17 protein-coding genes are annotated in these 18397 nt (G+C 72.2%); 6 read left to right on the forward strand and 11 right to left on the reverse strand.

Features of this window, described 5'->3' with window-relative positions:
* Nucleotides 1–4: 4 nt before the first annotated feature.
* Nucleotides 5–322: a WXG100 family type VII secretion target gene (locus tag IRY44_RS21250; RefSeq protein ID WP_018787788.1), complete on the reverse strand. Its 318-nt coding sequence runs from the start codon at nt 320–322 to the stop codon at nt 5–7.
* Between the two features lie 244 nt (nt 323–566).
* On the opposite strand from IRY44_RS21250, the gene eccE reads away from it, so the two are divergent.
* The 4 genes from eccE (at nt 567) to rarD (ending at nt 4339) form a co-directional block, all read left to right on the forward strand.
* A complete protein-coding gene (gene eccE, locus IRY44_RS21255; RefSeq protein WP_194802023.1) occupies nt 567–2369 on the forward strand; it encodes a type VII secretion protein EccE in 1803 nt (600 codons plus the stop codon).
* Nucleotides 2370–2436: 67 nt separating this feature from the next.
* The gene (locus IRY44_RS21260; protein WP_013283623.1) at nt 2437–2823 is read left to right on the forward strand and encodes a phage holin family protein; all 387 of its coding nucleotides are present in this window, start codon (nt 2437–2439) and stop codon (nt 2821–2823) included.
* A gap of 104 nt (nt 2824–2927) precedes the next feature.
* On the forward strand, nt 2928–3416 hold the full coding sequence (locus IRY44_RS21265) for a GNAT family N-acetyltransferase (RefSeq protein WP_194802024.1): 489 nt from the start codon (nt 2928–2930) through the stop codon (nt 3414–3416).
* A complete protein-coding gene (gene rarD / locus IRY44_RS21270) occupies nt 3413–4339 on the forward strand; it encodes an EamA family transporter RarD (protein WP_194802025.1) in 927 nt (308 codons plus the stop codon). The genes IRY44_RS21265 and rarD overlap by 4 nt, the downstream gene beginning before the upstream one ends.
* 82 nt (nt 4340–4421) lie before the next feature.
* Here the strand turns inward: rarD and IRY44_RS21275 are convergent, their stop codons facing one another.
* Complete coding sequence (locus IRY44_RS21275) at nt 4422–5111, reverse strand: zf-HC2 domain-containing protein (protein WP_194802026.1); 690 nt, start codon at nt 5109–5111, stop codon at nt 4422–4424.
* Nucleotides 5108–5677, reverse strand: a complete 570-nt coding sequence (locus tag IRY44_RS21280; protein WP_013283619.1) for a sigma-70 family RNA polymerase sigma factor — start codon at nt 5675–5677, stop codon at nt 5108–5110. Before IRY44_RS21280 ends, IRY44_RS21275 begins: the two co-directional genes overlap by 4 nt.
* 169 nt (nt 5678–5846) lie before the next feature.
* Between IRY44_RS21280 and IRY44_RS21285 the strand changes: the two genes are divergently transcribed.
* Nucleotides 5847–7964, forward strand: a complete 2118-nt coding sequence (locus tag IRY44_RS21285; RefSeq protein ID WP_194802027.1) for a PhoX family phosphatase — start codon at nt 5847–5849, stop codon at nt 7962–7964.
* 118 nt (nt 7965–8082) lie between these two features.
* Here IRY44_RS21285 and IRY44_RS21290 read toward each other — a convergent pair whose 3' ends face one another.
* Nucleotides 8083–8865 carry a helix-turn-helix domain-containing protein gene (locus tag IRY44_RS21290; protein WP_194802028.1) on the reverse strand — a complete coding sequence of 261 codons (783 nt, stop codon included), beginning with the start codon at nt 8863–8865 and terminating at the stop codon, nt 8083–8085.
* Between the two features lie 153 nt (nt 8866–9018).
* On the opposite strand from IRY44_RS21290, the gene IRY44_RS21295 reads away from it, so the two are divergent.
* The gene (locus IRY44_RS21295; RefSeq protein WP_194802029.1) at nt 9019–10209 is read left to right on the forward strand and encodes an MFS transporter; all 1191 of its coding nucleotides are present in this window, start codon (nt 9019–9021) and stop codon (nt 10207–10209) included.
* Nucleotides 10210–10380: 171 nt separating this feature from the next.
* On the opposite strand, the gene IRY44_RS21300 is transcribed toward IRY44_RS21295, so the two are convergent.
* From IRY44_RS21300 to nuoI, 7 genes are all read right to left on the reverse strand, one after another.
* A complete protein-coding gene (locus tag IRY44_RS21300) occupies nt 10381–11421 on the reverse strand; it encodes a polyprenyl synthetase family protein (RefSeq protein WP_194802030.1) in 1041 nt (346 codons plus the stop codon).
* A gap of 89 nt (nt 11422–11510) precedes the next feature.
* Nucleotides 11511–13064, reverse strand: a complete 1554-nt coding sequence (gene nuoN, locus IRY44_RS21305) for an NADH-quinone oxidoreductase subunit NuoN (protein WP_194802031.1) — start codon at nt 13062–13064, stop codon at nt 11511–11513.
* A complete protein-coding gene (locus tag IRY44_RS21310; RefSeq protein WP_013473559.1) occupies nt 13061–14593 on the reverse strand; it encodes an NADH-quinone oxidoreductase subunit M in 1533 nt (510 codons plus the stop codon). Before IRY44_RS21310 ends, nuoN begins: the two co-directional genes overlap by 4 nt.
* A 64-nt stretch (nt 14594–14657) precedes the next feature.
* Nucleotides 14658–16619: an NADH-quinone oxidoreductase subunit L gene (nuoL, locus tag IRY44_RS21315; RefSeq protein ID WP_194802032.1), complete on the reverse strand. Its 1962-nt coding sequence runs from the start codon at nt 16617–16619 to the stop codon at nt 14658–14660.
* Nucleotides 16620–16626: 7 nt separating this feature from the next.
* The gene (gene nuoK / locus IRY44_RS21320; protein WP_013283611.1) at nt 16627–16926 is read right to left on the reverse strand and encodes an NADH-quinone oxidoreductase subunit NuoK; all 300 of its coding nucleotides are present in this window, start codon (nt 16924–16926) and stop codon (nt 16627–16629) included.
* A 55-nt stretch (nt 16927–16981) separates the two neighbouring features.
* On the reverse strand, nt 16982–17752 hold the full coding sequence (locus IRY44_RS21325) for an NADH-quinone oxidoreductase subunit J (protein ID WP_194802033.1): 771 nt from the start codon (nt 17750–17752) through the stop codon (nt 16982–16984).
* Nucleotides 17749–18396, reverse strand: coding sequence for an NADH-quinone oxidoreductase subunit NuoI (gene nuoI / locus IRY44_RS21330; protein WP_013283609.1), 648 nt, complete (start codon nt 18394–18396; stop codon nt 17749–17751). Before nuoI ends, IRY44_RS21325 begins: the two co-directional genes overlap by 4 nt.
* Between the last annotated feature and the right edge of the window lies 1 nt (nt 18397).

Consider the following 18397-nt stretch of genomic DNA (forward strand, 5'->3'; position numbering starts at 1 on the left):
GTTGTCAGAGAGGCAGCTGGATGCCGCGGTTGGTGCCCGCCACCCGGCCGGCGGCCTCGGTGTCGGAGACGTCGTAGTGGCGGCCGGCGCTACGGATCGCGGTGGCGGTCTCGCGCAGCGCCCGCTGAAGGGCGGCCTGATCCTGCGCCCACTGCTGCTTGACCTGCGCGAACGAGCGCCCACCGGCGCCCCGCCAGGCCTGCTGCAGCACCTCCAGCTCGGCCATCAGGCCGCTGAGCATGGTCTGGAGCGACTGGTCGACCTGCTCGAACTTCGCGGCGGTCTGCTGCATCACCGCGGCTTCTGCCTGGGTCTGGGACATCCCGGACGTCACCTCGTCTCCTCGGTCGTGGCTGGCCACCGTGTGACCACCGTGGACTCGTCGGCGGGGCCCGGGGCCGGTGGAGGGGGAAGCCCGGCGGCGGCGGACACGCAACTCGACGATTTCGTCGCTGACGGTAGCCGTCCGACTTCGGTTCTGCTACCCCTTCGGGCTCCCCTGTGGACAACTCGGCCACTACGATGAGCCACGGCAACGTCACGCGGAGGCCCGGCGAGGAGGTGCGGTGACCGTCAGTGCGCCGGAGCGGCCCGCGTCCGTCCCGGTTCGGACACCACAATGGACGAGCCGCCCGGCAGCGCGACTGCGCGCCGGTCAGATCGTGGCGACCCAGGTCGCGGTGGCGGTGCTGGTAGCGGCCGCCGGTCGAGGTGTCGTGCCGACGGCCGTCTCGCTGCTGGTCGCGGCCCTGCTGCTGCCGGGCGCCTGGGTGCGGGTGCGTGGCCGCTGGCTGCACGAGTGGCTCGTCACCGCCGCCGCGTACCTGACCCGGCGCCGCGCCCTGCCGGCGGCGGCCGGGCCGGCGGCGCTGCTGGAGTTGCTCCGGCCGGGCGCGGTGGTCGGCGCGACGGAGGCGCCCGGCGGCGCGGCAGTGGTGCACGACGCCGCCGGCCTGACCGCGCTGCTGGAGCTGGGCGACCCGGACGACCTGCTCGGCGACCACGCGCCCGAGCTGCCCACGCCGTTCGACCTACTTCCCCCGGCCGGCCCGGACGCCCCCGCGATCCGGTTGCAGCTGGTGTTCTCGGCGTCGCCCGCACCCGCGCCCGCCGTCGCGGAGGGCCCGGCGGGTACGTCGTACCGTCAGCTCACCGACGGCCGGGTGGCTGGGCGGACCCGGGTGGTGCTGGCCGTCCAGGTGCTGCGCGCCGATGGCTGGCCGGACAAGGATCTGCTGCGGGCGCTGTCCGGCACCCTGCGGCGGCTCGTCCGCCGGCTGGGCCCGCTCACCGCACGGCCGCTCGGCGGCGACGCGGCGCTGCGGGTGATCGCCGAACTGGCCCACCACGAGCCCGGCGCCCCGGTGCGGGAGACCTGGCCGCTGCTCGCCGTCGGTGGCTTGGCGCAGGCCACCTGGCGTCTGCGCCGGTGGCCGGATCCGCGCGGCGAGGCGGCCCGCGGGCTGGTGGGACGGCTGCTCGCGCTACCCGCCACCGCCACCACAGTCGCGCTCACGGCCGGTCCGCGCGTCGGCGCGACGCCGGTCCCGGCCGAGCTGGCGGTACGGGTGGCGGCCGGCAGCGCGGCCGAGCTGTCGACCGCGGAGCGCACGCTGCGCCGGGTCGCCGGTGACGTCGGCGGCGAGCTGCGCCGGCTCGACGGTGAGCACCTGGCCGGGCTGGCGGCTACGTTGCCGCTGGCGGTGACCGGCGGGGCCGCGCCTCCGGCCGGTTCGCCTCCGCCCGCGCTGGACCTGCCGCCTGCCACCGCCGGCCTGATGGTGGGCGCGAACCGGCACGGTGCCGCGCTCACCGTCCGCCTGTTCCGTCCGGCCACGACCCGGGTGCTGCTCGTCGGCGGCGTCGCAGCGGCGCAACTGCTCGTGCTGCGGGCACTGGCGCTCGGCGCGCGCGTGGTGGTGCAGACCGGCCGTCCCCGGTTCTGGGAGCCGTTCGTACGGGGTGTCGGGACGCTCGGTGGCGGCGTACCGCTGCTTCCGCCGGGTCGTCCGGTCGGCGGCGCGCCCGGTTCGCCGCTGCACCCGCTGCTGGTGGTGGTGGACGCCGGCCCGGTGCCGCCGGCGGCCGGCCCGGCCGCCGCCTGGCAGTCGGTCCTGCTGGTCCGCGACGAGCTGACCCCGGCCGACACGCAGGCGCTGGCCCGCGCGGACCTGGCGATCCTACAGCCGCTCGACCCGGACGAAGCCGCGCTGGCGGGCGCGGCGCTGGGCCTGGGCGGCTCCGCGGAGTGGCTGACCCGGATCCGGGACGACATGGTGGCGGTGGTCAACCGGCGGGCCCTGCGCTGGGCGCTGCTCTCGCCCACGCCCGTCGAGTCGCAACTGGTCGGTCGCCCGGCCCGGCACTGACGAGCCGCGCCGCCGCGTACCAGGTCGAGCCTTCCCCTGGTGGTACGGCCGTGGCACGATCCCGGCCATGGATTTCCTGAAGGGTCTTCTGATTCGCGTGGGTTCGACGGCGGTGGCGTTCTGGCTCGCCACCCTGCTCATCCCGGGCATCTCGCTCGACTCCGACTCGGCCACCGAGACGGTGATCACGCTGGTGCTCGTCGCGGTCATCTTCGGCGTGGTGAACGCGGTGCTCCAGCCGATCATCAAGACCGTGGGGTGCGGCTTCTACCTGCTGACCCTCGGCCTGATCGCGCTCGTGGTGAACGGCCTGCTCTTCCTGCTCACCAGCTGGATCGCCGGTGAGGCCGGGCTGCCCTTCCACGTGGACGGGTTCTGGCCGGAGGCGGTGCTGGGCGCGCTGTTCGTCGGCATCGTCACCTGGATCCTCGGCGCCGTCCTCGACCGCGACTGACGCCGGGCCCCGGCCGGTCGCCCCGGCGGCCGGCCGGGCTCACCAGGCCAGCAGGAGGGAATTGGCTGGCGAGAGGGCGGGGCGGCGGTACTAGCCTCGGCCGCGTGTTCACAGTGACCCGCGCGGACGGCTACGAGATCAGCACCGACCCGGCCCGGATCGACCTGGACCGGGTGCACGTCTGGCTCTCCACCGACGCGTACTGGGCACTGGGGCGCGAGCGGGAGACTGTCGCGCGCGCGTTCGCCGGCTCGATCGCCTTCGGCGTCTACCGGCCGGGTGACGGCCGGCAGGTCGCCGTCGCCCGGGTGGTCACCGACGGGGCCACGTTCGCCTGGCTCTGCGACGTGTACGTGGACCCGGCCGAGCGGGGTGGCGGGCTGGGCACCTGGCTGGCCGGGGCGGTTCGCGACCACCTGCACGAGCTGGGCGTACGCCGGATCCTGCTCGCCACGCTCGACGCGCACGGGGTCTACGCGAAGATCGGCTTCCGGCCGGTCGCGGCGGATCGGTGGATGGAGCTGGATCAGCGGGTGACGCCGGTCACCGATAAGGACCAAGACAAGGATCCACCACTTACGGTGGAGCGGTGAACCAGCTCCGGCTCGGCTACCTGTACGGCGTCGGCGCGTACCTGATCTGGGGTTTCTTCCCGATCTACCTGAAGCTGCTGCGCCCGGCCGGGCCGGTGGAGATCCTCGCGCACCGGATCCTCTGGTCGGTGGCGTTCGTGGCGTTGCTGCTGGCCGCCACGCGGCACGCCGGCTTCCTGCGCAAGCTGGCCCGGCGGCCGCGGGCGCTCGCCGGCATCGGGCTCGCCGCCGCGCTGATCGCCGTCAACTGGGGTACGTACATCTACGGCGTCAACTCCGACCGGGTGGTGGAGACGGCGCTCGGCTACTTCATCAACCCGCTGGTGTCCGTGCTGTTCGGCGTACTGGTGCTCCGGGAACGGCTGCGCCGGGCGCAGTGGGCGGCACTGGGCGTGGGCGCGCTCGCGGTGGCGGTGCTCACCGTCGACTACGGCCGCCTGCCCTGGCTGGCGCTCACCCTGGCGTTCAGCTTCGCCGGGTACGGACTGGTCAAGAAGCGGCTCGCGCTGCCCGCCACGGAAGGGCTGTTCGTCGAGTCGGCGGTGCTGGCACTGCCCGCGCTGGCGTACCTGGGGTGGCTGTCGGCGCGCGGCGACTCGACGTTCGGGCACGTGTCGGCCGGGCACACCGCGCTGCTGGTGCTGGCGGGGGCCGCCACCGCGATCCCGCTGCTGCTGTTCGCCGGGGCGGCGAACCGGCTGCCGCTGTCCACTGTCGGCATGCTGCAGTACCTCGCGCCGATCCTCCAGCTCGGCTGCGGCGTGCTGATCTTCCACGAGCCGATGCCGCCGGCCCGGCTGGCCGGTTTCGCCCTGGTCTGGCTCGCCCTGGTCGTCTTCACCGCCGACGCCCTGCGCCACTCCCACCGCACCCGCCGGGCCGCCCGCACCCCAGCCGTCCCCACCCCCACCCCGTCTCGCTGATCTTGCACTTTCCGCCCCGGCGAAAGGGGCGAACCGCCCGGAACGAGGGCCACAAGTGCAAGATCAACGGGAAGGGAAAGGGTCAGCGGAGGTCGTAGGCCAGGACGGGGGAGTTCGTTCCTCGGAGCAGCTCCAGGCGGACCAGCTCGCCCTTGGTGAAGCGGGTGACGCCGGAGAAGCGCAGGTCGTCACCGGGGGCGGCGAGCCACGAGCCGATCTGCTCCGTCGCGCCGTCCGGGCCGTGCGCCACCAGCCGGAACGTGTACGCCTCCCGGTGCCCGGCCCGCCTGTCGTACCCGCAGTGCATGGTGACCTCGGTGCCCCACGGCGTCTCGGTCAGCCCCACCTCGGCGTGCACCGGCACCGTCCCGGCCACCGGCCGCATCGAGGCCAGCGCCACCGGCGGCTTGGACGGTTCGGCCGGCGACTGCACGAGCCCCACGCCGACGCCCGCCAGCACCGCGAGCGCGGCGGCGGCGAGCGCCGTCAGCGCGTACCGTCGGCGGGAGCGGGACCGCTCGCGGCGCTTGCGCTCGCGCGCGGCGTCGAGCAGCGCCGGCACCCGTGACGTCTCCGGCCCGACCTCCAGGAACTGCTCCAGCCCGGCCGGGTCGAGCCGGCCCAGCAGGCCGGGCAGCACGGCGATCTCCGCCACCGCCTCCCGGCACTGCGCGCACCCGGCCAGGTGCCGCTCGTAGGCGACCCGGTCCGCCGGAGCGAGGGCACCGAGCACGTACGCCCCGTCGTCGTGCGCGAACTCGCAGCCTGTCACCCGGTCACCCCCATCTCGGCCAGCGCCAACCGTAGTGAGCGCAGCGCGTAGTGGGTACGCGACTTCACCGTCCCCGGTGGAACGCCCAGCCGCGCCGCCGCCTCCGCCACCGAACGCCCCTGGTAGAAGCACTCGACAAGCACTTCCCGATGAGTCGGGCTGAGCCGGTTGAGCGCCTCGGCGACGGTCCACGCCTCCACCGCACGCTCCGTCTCGTCGACCGTCTCCGCGGTCTCGGGCAGTTCGTCCGTGTAGACCTCGCCGACCCGGGCCGAGCGCCGCCGCCAGGCGTCGATCGCGAGGTTCCGCGCGGTGGTGAACAGCCAGGCGCGTACCGAGCCGCGCCGCGGGTCCAGCGACTCGGGGTGCCGCCAGGCGCGCAGAAGCGTCTCCTGCACCAGGTCCTCGGCCCGGGGCCGATCGCCGTTGACGAGCCGCAGGGCGTGCGCGTACAGCGCGTCGGCATGCTCGTCGTGCAGCGCGCGCAGCAGTTGGGCGTCGTGGTCGCTGATGGCGGTACCTCGCTTCCGGCGGCGGGGAAACCGGCGATGCGTTCGCCCTTCCATACGTGCCGTGACGCCGAACGGTTCATCCGCAGGTCAACGCGGAGCTGTTCACGTCCGGTTCAGGTCCGGGCCGATCCCCGCTCACCGCGCCCTGGCAGCGTCCGGCGGGTGAGCGCGCGAGCCGATCACCCGCGCGCCTTCCGACGTTGAGATCAGGAGGCTCCACCTCATGAGCGACCGGCCTCGCCTGCTTCCGCTGCTGGGCGGCACCCGCCACGGCAGCCGCGACGCGATGACCTGTCTGTACCGGTGCGGCAACGCGTGCGACCACCCGGTGCCGAACCCGACCGACAACCCGTACTTCGGGGATGTGGTCGGCACCGAGATCTCCCGGCGCGGCGTGGTCCGGGCCGGCGCGGTCGGCGCGCTGGTGCTCGGCTTCGCCAGCGCCGCCACGGGCGCACTCGCCGGCGCGGCACCGGCCGCCGCGGCACCCACCGCCCCGCCCGTGCCCGCCGGCGGCCCGGTGCCTCCCGCCGGGGCGGGCAACGGCAAGCTGACCTTCAAGCCGATCCCGCCGAACAAGCTCGACACCCTCGTCGTCCCCAACGGGTACGACCACTCCGTGGTGATCCGCTGGGGCGACGAGGTCGTGCCCGGTGCGCCCGCCTTCAGCCTGGATCGGCAGACCGCCGCCGCCCAGTCCAAGCAGTTCGGCTACAACAACGACTTCGTCGGGGTACTGCCGATCGACCGTCGGCGCGCGCTGCTCGTGGTGAACCACGAGTACACGAACGAGGATCTGATGTTCCCCGGCTTCACCAGCCAGGACGCGCTCACGGTGGAGCAGGTACGGGTGGCGATGGCCGCGCACGGCATGTCCGTGGTCGAGCTGGAGCGGGTGGAGAACACCGGGCAGTGGCGGCCGGTACGGCGCGGCCGGCGCGAGTACAACCGCCGGGTCACCGCGCTCGCCACCAAGTTCGAGCTGACCGGTCCGGCGGCCGGCTCGGCGTGGCTGCGTACCGCCGCCGACCCGAAGGGCCGGACCGTGATCGGCACGCTCAACAACTGCGCCGGTGGCGTCACCCCGTGGGGCACCGTGCTCTCCGGCGAGGAGAACTTCAACCAGTACTTCGTCGGCGGCGACGGCGTGCCGGACGAGCAGAAGCCGAAGCTGGCCCGGTACGGCATCCCGACCGACGTGCGTTACCCGAGCGGCAGCCGCAAGTGGGAGCGGGCGGACGAGCGCTTCGACCTGGCTGAGCACCCCAACGAGGCGAACCGGTTCGGCTGGGTCGTCGAGATCGACCCGTTCGACCCGCAGGCCAAGCCGCGCAAGCACACCGCGCTGGGCCGGTTCAAGCACGAGGGCGCGAACGTCATCGTGGCGCGCAACGGCCGGGTGGTCGCGTACATGGGCGACGACGAGCGTTTCGACTACCTCTACAAGTTCGTCTCGGACAAGAAGTTCATGCCGGGGAAGTCCTCGGTGGCCCGGCGGCACAACCTGACGCTGCTGGAGTCGGGCACGCTCTACGTGGCGAAGATCGAGGGCGGCAGCCCGGCCGCCGAGATCGACGGTTCCGGCAAGCTCCCGGCCGACGGCGGGTTCGGCGGCCGGGGCCGCTGGATCAAGCTGGTCAGCGGCAACCGCTCGTACGTCGACGGCATGACCGCCGCGGACGTGCTCACCTTCACCCGGCTGGCCGGGGACAAGGTCGGCGCCACCAAGATGGACCGCCCCGAGGACGTCGAGCCGAGCCTGCTCACCGGCAAGGTCTACGTGGCGCTGACGAACAACAGCGACCGGGGCAAGGCCGGCAAGGCGCCCGCCGACGAGGCGAACCCGCGCAACAGCAACCGGCACGGGCAGATCCTGGAGCTGGTCGAGGACCGCGGCGACAACACCGCGGAGACCTTCGCCTGGTCCCTGCCGATCGTCTGCGGCGACCCGGCCGACGCCTCCACCTACTTCGCCGGGTACGACAAGACCAAGGTCTCGCCGATCTCCTGCCCGGACAACGTCGCCTTCGACGCCACCGGCAACCTGTGGATCTCGACCGACGGCAACGCGTTGGGCAGCAACGACGGCCTGTTCGCCACCGCCGTCGAGGGCCCGGAGCGGGGCCACCTGAAGCAGTTCCTCACCGTGCCGCTCGGCGCGGAGACCTGCGGCCCGTTCATCACCGGCGACAACCGTTCGGTGTTCGTGGCGGTGCAGCACCCGGGCGAGGTCACCGGCGCGTCGGTGGAGAACCCCGCCTCCACCTGGCCGGACGGCGACTTCGCCAAGCCCGGCGTAGTGGTCACCTGGCGCCTCGACGGCGGCCCGGTCGGTAGCTGACCCACCCCGGGGGCGGTCCGGCGCTGGACCGCCCCGCGAGGGGCCGCCGACCCACCAGGTCGGCGGCCCCTCGTCAGTGCTCTGAGGCGATCCGCAGGCGATCGGCCCGCGCGGCGGGTCAGTTCTCGGTGGCGATGCCGTCGGCGATGGCGCGCGCGGCGGTGAGCAGCTTGGCGCGGACCACCCGGGCCGAGGTCATCATCTCGCCCGCGGGCAGCGCGCACGCCAGCACCACCCGGCGCTCGATGTCCTTGTCCGGGTTGACGAGCACCGCGGCGCACGCCACGCCCTGCCGGAACTGCCCCAGCTCCAGCTGCATGCCGCGCCGGTCACCGGCGGCCAGGTCCGCCTCGAACGCCTCGACCGTGGTGAGGGTGGCCGTGGTGAACGGGCGCATGCCGTACTCGCGCAGGTAGCGGAAGCGCTGTTCGGTGGTGAGCGTGGCGAGCAGGCTCTTGCCCAGCGCGGTGGCGTGCGCGCCCTCGTCGAAGCCCGGCACCAGGTCTTCCATGTAGGGCGAGCGCGGCCCCTCGGCGGACGCGGTCACCGCCACCTGCCCGCCGACGAAACGGCCGAGGTAGTGGCTCCAGCCGGTGTCCGACGCCGCGCGGCGCAGCGCCTCACCGACCGCCGGCGGCCCCCGGAACGCGGTGACCAGCTCGCGGTAGCGGTCGGCCACCTCCAACCCCACGATGTACGTCCCGTCCTCGCGCCGGATCACGTAGCCCTCGTACGCGAGCGTGCGCACCAGGTGGTACGTGGTGGCGACGGTCAGCTCGCAGCGCCGGGCGATCTGCTTCACGGTGAGCCCTCTCGGCGCACGGCCGACCGACTCGAGCACTCGAAGCGCGCGGGACACGCTGCGGATCAGGTCCGAAGGTTCCGCCAAGGGGTCGCGCACAACCACCTCCGCCGCCGGGGACTTACACCATATGAAAAACCGGCCGAGTGCGAAATGCCTGTTCGGATGGAGGATGCCAGAAGACCGGACACAGACAGTGTGTCGACGGACACGATGAGCAGCCAAAACGTCCGGGCGTAAGGTGTGCTCGCGATGACTGAAACAGTTTCGCGAGCCGCCCCTCCGGCGTCCCGGCACGCCGTCACGGTCGGCGCCGGCGCCACCCTCACCACGATCGTGTGCGTCCTGCCCGTCTTCCTGGTCGGTGGTCTCGCCGTCCAGCTCGCTGACGAACTCCGCTTCAGCCCGGCCGGGCTGGGCCTGGCCGTCTCGATCTACTTCGGGGTGAGCGCGCTCGCCTCGGTGCCCTCCGGCGCCCTGGTCGAGCGCTTCGGTTCGGCTCCGGTCGCCCGGGCCGCCATCCTGCTCTCCGCCGCCTCACTGCTGGCGGTGGCGGGGCTGGCCCGGTCGTACCCGGTCCTGGTGGCCCTGCTGGCCCTCAGCGCCGCCGCAAACGCCCTCGGGCAGCTCGCCAGCAACGCCGCGCTGGCCGAGCACGTACCCGCCCACCGGCAGGGCCTGTCGTTCGGCGTGAAGCAGGCCGCCGTACCGGCCGCCACGCTGCTGGCCGGTCTGGCGGTGCCCACTGTCGCGCTCACCGCCGGCTGGCGCTGGGCCTTCGTGGCCGCCGCGGTGGCCGCGCTCGCCGTGCTGCCGGCCGTACCCCGCGCCGGAGGGGATCGGCGGGCCCGCACCGCCTCCGGTCGCCGTCCGGGCGGCACCGGCCCGCTCGTGGTGATCGGGCTGGCCGCGACGCTGGCGGCCGCCGCGGCGAACGCCCTCGGCACGTTCCTGGTCGACTCGGCGGCGGCGCGGGGCCTCTCGCCCGGCCTGGCCGGCCTGACACTGACGCTGGGCAGCGTGGTGTGCGTGCTCGCCCGGGTCGGCGTCGGCTGGCTGGCCGACCGGCGAACCAGCGGGCACGTCGGGCTGATCGCCGGGATGCTGCTGACCGGCTCGGTCGGCCTGATCCTGCTCGCGGTGGCCGGCTCGGCGCCGCTGGTAGCGGGCGTGGTGCTCGGCTTCGGTCTCGGCTGGGCCTGGCCGGGGCTGATGAACTTCGCCGTGGTCCGGCTCCACCCGCAGGCCCCGGCCGCCGCCACCTCGATCACCCAGACCGGCGTGTACGCGGGCGGCTGCCTCGGTCCGCTCGGCCTGGGCGCGCTGGCAGGCGCGGCGGGCTACCCGGCGATGTGGCTGACGGCGGCCACGGCGATGCTCCTGGCCGCCGTCCTGATGCTGCTCGGCGCCCGCCTCCTGCGCCCCACCCCCACTCCCGCCTGACCCCCACCCCGCCCGGCCCGGCCCGGCCCAGTCGCGTCGATCATGAAGTTGGCGGCGCGACACGCCGCGTCCCCGAGCCCGTCAACTTCATGATCGACGGAGCGCACGGAGCGCGACGGAGCGCACGGGGCGCGACGGGGCGGTGGGCGGGTGCGGGGAGGGGTGGATCGGTCAGCTGGTGCGGTCGGCGATGTAGTCGCAGAGGGACTCCAGCGCGCGACGCGCCGGACCCTCGGGCAGCGGAGCCAGCCGGGCGCGTGCGTCCTCGGCGTAGCTGCGCACCGTCTCCCGGGCACGCTTGAGCGCCGGCGACTCCCGCAGCAGGCCCAGCGCCTCGGCGTGCAGCGCGTCGTCCACCAGCGGGCCGGTGGCCAGGATCTCGCGCAGCCGTACGCTCGCCGCGTCCGCGTCGTCGGAGGCCATCGCGTAGAGCACCGGCAGGGTGGGTACGCCCTCGCGCAGGTCGGTGCCGGGCGTCTTGCCGGACTGGACCGACTCGCTGGCGATGTCCAGCAGGTCGTCGGAGAGCTGGAACGCGACGCCGATGATCTCGCCGTACGCGGCCAGGGCCTCGACGTGCGCGGGCGCCGCGCCGCCGAACATGCCGCCGAAGCGCGCCGAGGTGGCGATCAGCGAGCCGGTCTTCTCGGCGATCACGTGTAGGTAGTGCGCGACCGGGTCGGTGTCGCGCGGGCCGACCGTCTCGGCGATCTGGCCGTGCACCAGCCGGGCGAACGTGCGCGCCTGCAGGCGTACCGCCTCGGGGCCCAGGTCGGCGGCGATGTCCGCGGCCCGGGCGAAGAGGTAGTCGCCGACCAGGATGGCGACCGAGTTGGTCCAGCGGGAGTTGGCGCTCGGGGCGCCACGCCGAACGGCGGCCTCGTCCATCACGTCGTCGTGGTAGAGCGTCGCCAGGTGGGTGAGCTCCATCACCACGGCGGCGGGGACGACCTGGTCGGCCTCCGGGGCGCCGAACTGCGCACCAAGCGCCACCAGCAGCGGACGGAACCGCTTGCCGCCGGCCTCGACCAGGTGCCGGGACGCCTCGGTCACCAGCGGATCGGCGCTCGCCACGCTCGCCCGCAGGCTCGTCTCGACCCGGTCGAGCACACCCAGCACGGAGGCTTCGACGCGCGGGTCGGCGAGGTGCAGGCCGAGCGCGCCGAACTGACCTGAACGCTCGCCAGCCGGGTTCGCCACGTCCTCAACCATGCCACACCCGTTCGACCTGCTCGTCGACGGGGATACGGGCCGCGGGCCGGTACGCCACGGCGTACCGGCCCCCGGTGGGAACACCTCTGTCATCTGACGAATTCGGCGGCGCCGGTGGTCAGGTCGAGCAGCGGACCGGGCACCACGCCGAGGACCAGCGTGGCGAGCACGCCGATGACCAGCGCGGCCGAGGTGAGCGCCCCCGGCACGGTCACCGTCGGGGTGGACTCGCCCGGCTCGGAGAGCCACATCATCACCACGACCCGCAGGTACGGGAAGGCCAGCACCATGCTGGTCAGCACGCCCGCGATCACCAGCCACGCCTGGTTCGCCTCCAGGGCCGGGCCGAAGACCGCGAACTTGCTGGTGAAGCCGCTGGTCAGCGGGATACCGGCGAAGGCCAGCAGGATGAACGTGAAGATCGCCGCGAAGAACGGCGAGCGGCGGCCCAGCCCGGCCCAGCGGGACAGGTGGGTGGCCTCCCCGTCGGCGTCGCGCACCAGCGTCACCACGGCGAACGCGGCGAGCACCGAGAAGCCGTACGCGGCCAGGTAGAACATGGTGCCGGAGAGCCCTTCACGGCTCGGTGCCAGCACACCGACGAGCAGGTAACCGGCGTTCGCGATCGACGAGTACGCCAGCAGGCGCTTGATGTCGGTCTGGGTGACCGCCAGTACCGCGCCGACCAGCATGGTCAGCACCGCGATCGCGCCGAGCACCGGGGTGAAGTCCCAGGAGGCCCCGGCGAACGCCACGTGGAAGACGCGCAGCAGCGCACCGAACGCGGCGACCTTGGTGCAGGCCGCCATGAAGCCGGTGACCGGGGTCGGCGCGCCCTGGTAGACATCCGGCGTCCAGACGTGGAACGGCGCGGCGGCGGCCTTGAACAGCAGGCCGATGGCGAGCAGCGCCATGCCGGCGAACAACAGCACCGGGCTGGACGGGGAGTCGGTGACCGCGGCGTGCACGGTGGCGAAGTCGACGCCGGCCGCGCGGCCCGGGATCCCGGAGGTGAAGCCGTAGATCAGGGCGACACCGAACAGGAAGAACGCCGAGGCGTACGCGCCGAGCATGAAGTACTTCAGCGCCGCCTCCTGGCTCAGCAGACGCCGGCGGCGGGCCAGCGCGCAGAGCAGGTAGAGCGGCAGCGAGAAGACCTCCAGCGCGACGAACATGGTCAGCAGGTCGTTCGCCGCCACGAAGATCAGCATGCCGCCGATCGCGAACGACATCAGCGGGTAGACCTCGGTGGCACCGCCGACGCCCTCGGCCTGTCGCCGGTCCTCGGCCGACTCGGCGGTGACTGCGGCGTGCGCCACGAACGCGCCGCCCCGCTCCACCGTGCGCTCGCCGACGAGCAGCAGCGCCATCACCGCGAGCACCAGGATGGCGCCCTGCAGGAACAGCGTCGGGCCGTCGATCGCGATGGCGCCGCCGATGGTGATCAGCCGGTCGTCGGCGTTCAGGATCACCATGACGATCGCGGCGAGCATCGCCACCAGGGCGAGCCCGAGTTGCACCGCGTTACGCAGGCGGCGCGGCACGAACGCCTCGACCAGGACCCCGAGCAGCGCCGCGCCCAGCATGATCAGGATCGGAGCGAGCGCCGCGTAGTCGATCGACGGCAGCTTGAGCTCGGTCATTTTGCGGCCTCCTGGACGCTGCCGACCTCAGGGGCGGGGTCGGACTTGCCGACGTCCTGCATGGTCGCCTGGACGGCGGGGTTGATGACGTCGGTGACCGGCTTCGGATAGAAGCCGAGCAGCACGATCAGCGCGATCAGCGGCGCGACGACCACCTTCTCGCGCAGGGTGAGGTCACGGCGCATGCCCTCGACCTCGGTCAGCGCCGGGTTCAGCGTGCCCTGCGTGGTGCGCTGCACCATCCACAGCACGTACGCCGCCGCCAGGATGATGCCGAGCGTGGCGATCACCGCGACCGGCTTGTTGACGGTGAACGTGCCGATCAGCACCAGGAACTCGGAGACGAACGGCGCGGTACCGGGTAGCGCCAGCGAGGCCAGACCGGCGAAGAAGAGCACACCGGCGAGTACCGGCACCAGCTTGCCCGCGCCGCCGAAGTCGCTGATCAGCGCCGAGCCGCGCCGGGCGATCAGCATGCCGACCACGAGGAACAGCAGGCCAGTGGCCAGGCCGTGGTTGAGCATGTAGAGCACCGCACCGGTGCCGGCCTGGGTGGTGAACGCGAAGATGCCGACGCCGATGAACCCGAAGTGCGCGATCGAGGTGTACGACACCAGCCGCTTCAGGTCGTTCTGGCCGACCGCCAGCAGCGCGGCGTAGATGATGCCGATGACGCCGAGCGCCAGCGCCCACGGCGCGAACCAGCGCGACGCCTCCGGGAACAGCGGAAGGCAGTAGCGGAGGATGCCGAACGTGCCGACCTTGTCCAGCACGCCGACGAGCAGCGCGGCGGCGCCGGCCGGGGCCGCGCCACCGGCGTCCGGCAGCCAGGTGTGGAACGGGAAGAACGGCGCCTTGATCGCGAAGGCCACGAAGAAGCCGAGGAACAGCCAGCGGGCCGTGTCGGTGGCGAACTCGGCCTGGCTCAGCGCCTGCCAGTCGAAGGTCTTCCCGCCGACCACCCAGAGGCCGATCACCGCGGCCAGCATGAACAGACCGCCGACCAGCGAGTAGAGGAAGAACTTCACCGCCGCGTACTGCCGCTGGTGGCCGCCGTAGCTGCCGATCAGGAAGTACATCGGCACCAGCATGACCTCGAAGAACACGTAGAACAGGAAGACGTCGGCGGCGGCGAAGACGCCGATCATCGTGCACTCGAGGACGAGGAGCAGCGCGAAGTACGCGGGCACCGAGCGCTTGGACGCCTCGGCGTCGTGCCAGGACGCCAGGATCACCAGCGGCACCAGGATCGCGATCAGCATCAGCATGACCAGCGCGATGCCGTCCACCTCGAAGGTGAAGTTCACGCCCCAGTTCGGGATCCACGGGTACGACTCGCGGAACTGGAACCGGTCACCACCGGCGGAGAAGGCGAACCACATCACCACCGACAGCACCAGCACCAGCAGCGACCAGCCGAACGCGACCAGCTTGGCCAGGTCCGGGCGGCTGCGGGGCAGCAGTGCCACCACCAGGGCGCCGACCAGCGGCGCCACGGTCAGCACCGAGAGGAACGGGAAGTTGGACATTATTCGGCCTTACCTCCGTCGTGACTGCGTGGCCCGCCGGCGGGGGCGGCCGCGTTGAGGTCGATCACGCCAGCCACCCCGCCTGCACCGCCAGGAACGCCGCGACCACGAGCAGCGCGCCGGTCAGGATCGAGGTCGCGTACGACCGCACGAAGCCGGTCTGGAGCCGCCGGAGCCGGCCCGAGCCCCCGCCCACGGCGGCGGCCAGGCCGTTGACCAGCCCGTCCACGCCCCGGTTGTCGAGGAACACCAGCGCCCGGGTGAGGAAGATGCCCGGCTTCTCGAAGACCGCCTCGTTGAAGGCGTCCGTGTAGAGGTTCCGGCGGGCGGCGGTGACCACCACGCCGGCCGGCTGCGGCTCGGTGGCCGTACCGGAGCGGAACAGGAACCAGGCCAGCCCGGCGCCCAGCACGGTGAGCAGCAGCGACAGCGCGGTGAGCAGCCAGTGCGCCAGCACCGGCGCGTGCTCCCCGCTCTCGGCGGCGAGCCCGTTTGTGGCGGTGAGCCAGTCCGGCACGGAGGTGGCGAGCAGGAAGCCCGCGCCGACCGAGCCGACCGCCAGCAGGATCAGCGGGATGGTCATCAGCTTCGGCGACTCGTGCGGGTGCTCGATGTCCTCGGTCCAGCGCTTCGGGCCGTGGAACGTCAGCACGAACAGCCGCGTCATGTAGAACGCGGTGAGCCCGGCGCCGAGCAGCGCGGCCATGCCGAACAGCCAGGCCGTCCAGCCCTCCCGCTCGAACGCGGCCACGATGATCGGCTCCTTGGAGAAGTAGCCGGAGAACGGGAACATGCCGATGATGGCGAGCCAGCCCATCATGAACGTCAGCCAGGTGACCTTCATGTACTTGGACAGCCCGCCGAAGCGGCGGATGTCCACCTGGTCGCTCATGCCGTGCATGACCGAGCCGGCGCCGAGGAACATGTTGGCCTTGAAGAAGCCGTGTGCCAGCAGGTGCACGATGGCCAGCGCGTACGCGCCGCCGCCGAGACCGACGCCGAGGAACATGTAGCCGATCTGGCTCACCGTCGACCAGGCCAGCACGCGCTTGATGTCGTCCTTGGCCGCGCCGATGATGCAGCCCATCAGCAGTGTGAGCGCGCCGACGCTGACCACCACGAGCTGGAGCGTCTCGTTGGCCGAGAAGATCGCGTTGGAGCGGGCGATCAGGTAGACGCCTGCGGTGACCATGGTGGCCGCGTGGATGAGCGCGGACACCGGGGTCGGGCCCTCCATCGCGTCCGGCAACCACGCCTGGAGCGGGAACTGACCGGACTTGCCGGCCGCGCCGAGCAGGAGCAGCAGGCCGAGCACCAGCACGGTGGTCGAGGTCATCGAGCCGACCCCGTTGAACACCTCGTCGTACTGGGTGGTGCCGAGCACGGCGAACATGATGAAGATGCCGATGGCCAGTCCGGCGTCGCCGACCCGGTTCATCAGGAACGCCTTCTTGCCGGCGGTGGCCGCGCTGGGCCGGCCGTACCAGAAGGAGATCAGCAGGTACGACGCCAGACCGACGCCCTCCCAGCCGAAGTAGAGCATCACGTAGTTGTTGCCGAGCACCAGCAGGAGCATGGCGGCGACGAACAGGTTGAAGTACGCGAAGAACAGCCGCCGGCCCGCGTCGTGCGCCATGTACTCCACGGCGTAGAGGTGGATCAGGAAGCCCACCCCGGTGATCAGCAGGACGAAGACCGCGGCCAGCGGGTCGAAGAGCAGACCGAAGTCCACCTTCAGGTTGCCGACCGCCATGAAGTCCCAGAGGCTCAGCTCGACCTGCTTGTTCTCCAGACCGCGAAGCTGGAGGAAGTAGGTGAGCCCGAGCACGAACGCGGCGCCGATGGCGCCCACGCCCAGCCAGTGGCCCCAGCGGTCGGCCCGCTTGCCGAGCAGCAGCAGGATCGCCGCGCTGACCAGCGGGATCGCCACCAGCAGCCAGACACTGCCCAGCATCCCGTCCGCCGTGGCGAAGGTGACGGCTTCGGCTGGCTCAGACTGGGCGATCGTCAGAATCTGTTCCACCACGAGCCCCTCAGTACTTCAGCAGGTTGGCGTCGTCGACGCTGGCCGAGCGCCGGGTCCGGAAGATCGCCATGATGATCGCGAGCCCGACCACGACCTCGGCCGCCGCGACCACCATCACGAAGAACGCCATGATCTGGCCGTTCAGGTCGCCGTTGATCCGGCTGAACGTGACCAGGGTCAGGTTGGCCGCGTTGAGCATCAGCTCGATGCACATGAACAGCACGATCGCGTTGCGCCGGACCAGCACGCCCACGGCGCCGATGGTGAACAGCACCGCCGCGAGGATGAGGTAGTAGTCCGGGGTCACCGTGCCAGCCTTTCGTTCGCGACTGCGGGGCTCCGCTTCGCTGCACTCCTCGCGCTCACCGATCAGTCCCCTTCGGTGCGGTCTCCTCGGCCGTCAGCTCACGCACCGGCATGATCTCCGGGATGCTGCGGTCGGTCAGCCGGCCGTCGGGCAGACGGGCCGGGGTGGCCACCGAGGAGGACGTGGCGTAGACACCCGGGCCGGGCTTCGGTCCGGGGTAGTTGCCGGGGCGGAACCGCGCCTTCATGGTGGCGATCTGGTCCATCCGGTCCGCCTTGCGCCGCTCCACGTGTGCCAGCACCATCGCGCCGACGGCGGCGGTGATCAGCAGCGCCGAGGTCAGCTCGAAGGCGAAGACGTACTTGGTGAACAGCAGCCGGGCGATGCCCTGCACGTTGCCCTCACCGTTGGCCTCGTCGAGCCCGACCGCCTGGACTCCGTCGAGCGCCCGGTAGAGGCCGGTGCCCACCAGACCGGCGAAGCCGAGCCCGAGGACCACGGCGGCGACCCGCTGGCCGCGCAGCGTCTCGATGAGCGAGTCGGACGCGTCCCGGCCGACGAGCATCAGCACGAACAGGAACAGCATCATGATCGCGCCGGTGTAGACGATGATCTGCACCATGCCGATGAACGGCCCGGCCTGGAGCACGTAGAACACGCCCAGGCAGAGCATGGTCAGCACCAGCCAGAGCGCGGAGTGGACCGCGTTGCGGGCCCACACCATGCCGACCGCGCCGAGCAGGGCCAGCGGGGCGAGGATCCAGAAGGTGACCTCCTCACCCCCGGACACCTGGCCGGCTGCGGCGAGCACCGTTGCCGAGGTCATGCCTTGCCTCCCTTGCCCGCCGCGGCGGCGGACCGCTGCTCCGCCTGCTCGGCGCCGGGGAAGGTCACGCCCGGGTGCTCCTCCACCTGGTACCGGCCGGGGCCCATCGGCGAGCGCTCGGCGCCGGCCGAGGTGCCCGGGTTGGTGAGCGCGCCGACGTAGTAGTCCTTCTCGCTGTCGCCCAGCCGCATCGGGTGCGGCGGCTGCTCCATGCCTTCGAGCAGCGGCGCGAGCAGCTGCTCCTTGGTGAAGATCAGGTCCTGCCGGTTGTCCCGGGCCAGCTCGTACTCGTTGCTCATGGTGAGCGAACGGGTCGGGCAGGCCTCGATGCAGAGCCCGCAGAAGATGCACCGGGCGTAGTTGATCTGGTAGGTGCTGGCGTACCGCTCACCCGGGGAGAAGCGCTGCTCCTCGGTGTTGTCGCCGCCCTCCACGTAGATCGCGTCGGCCGGGCAGGCCCAGGCGCACAGCTCGCAGCCGATGCACTTCTCCAGCCCGTCCGGGTGCCGGTTGAGGATGTGCCGCCCGTGGTAGCGCGGCGCCGAGACCGGCGGCTTGAACGGGTAGTCGGTGGTGACGACCTTCTTGAACATGTGCGAGAAGGTGACACCGAAGCCCTTGAACGTTCCGGTGATCGCGCCCACG

It is taken from the genome of Micromonospora sp. ANENR4 (genome assembly GCF_015354395.1).
GTDB classification, from domain to species: Bacteria; Actinomycetota; Actinomycetes; order Mycobacteriales; family Micromonosporaceae; genus Micromonospora; species Micromonospora aurantiaca.

What these genes read in the sequence shown, in the direction of transcription:
- IRY44_RS21250 (WP_018787788.1), bottom strand. Translation starts at nt 322, where the DNA reads ATGTCCCAGACCCAGGCAGAAGCCGCGGTGATGCAGCAGACCGCCGCG.
- IRY44_RS21260 (WP_013283623.1), top strand. Translation starts at nt 2,437, where the DNA reads ATGGATTTCCTGAAGGGTCTTCTGATTCGCGTGGGTTCGACGGCGGTG.
- IRY44_RS21280 (WP_013283619.1), bottom strand. Translation starts at nt 5,677, where the DNA reads ATGGAAGGGCGAACGCATCGCCGGTTTCCCCGCCGCCGGAAGCGAGGT.
- IRY44_RS21285 (WP_194802027.1), top strand. Translation starts at nt 5,847, where the DNA reads ATGAGCGACCGGCCTCGCCTGCTTCCGCTGCTGGGCGGCACCCGCCAC.
- IRY44_RS21295 (WP_194802029.1), top strand. Translation starts at nt 9,019, where the DNA reads ATGACTGAAACAGTTTCGCGAGCCGCCCCTCCGGCGTCCCGGCACGCC.
- IRY44_RS21300 (WP_194802030.1), bottom strand. Translation starts at nt 11,421, where the DNA reads ATGGTTGAGGACGTGGCGAACCCGGCTGGCGAGCGTTCAGGTCAGTTC.
- nuoN (WP_194802031.1), bottom strand. Translation starts at nt 13,064, where the DNA reads ATGACCGAGCTCAAGCTGCCGTCGATCGACTACGCGGCGCTCGCTCCG.
- IRY44_RS21310 (WP_013473559.1), bottom strand. Translation starts at nt 14,593, where the DNA reads ATGTCCAACTTCCCGTTCCTCTCGGTGCTGACCGTGGCGCCGCTGGTC.
- IRY44_RS21325 (WP_194802033.1), bottom strand. Translation starts at nt 17,752, where the DNA reads ATGACCTCGGCAACGGTGCTCGCCGCAGCCGGCCAGGTGTCCGGGGGT.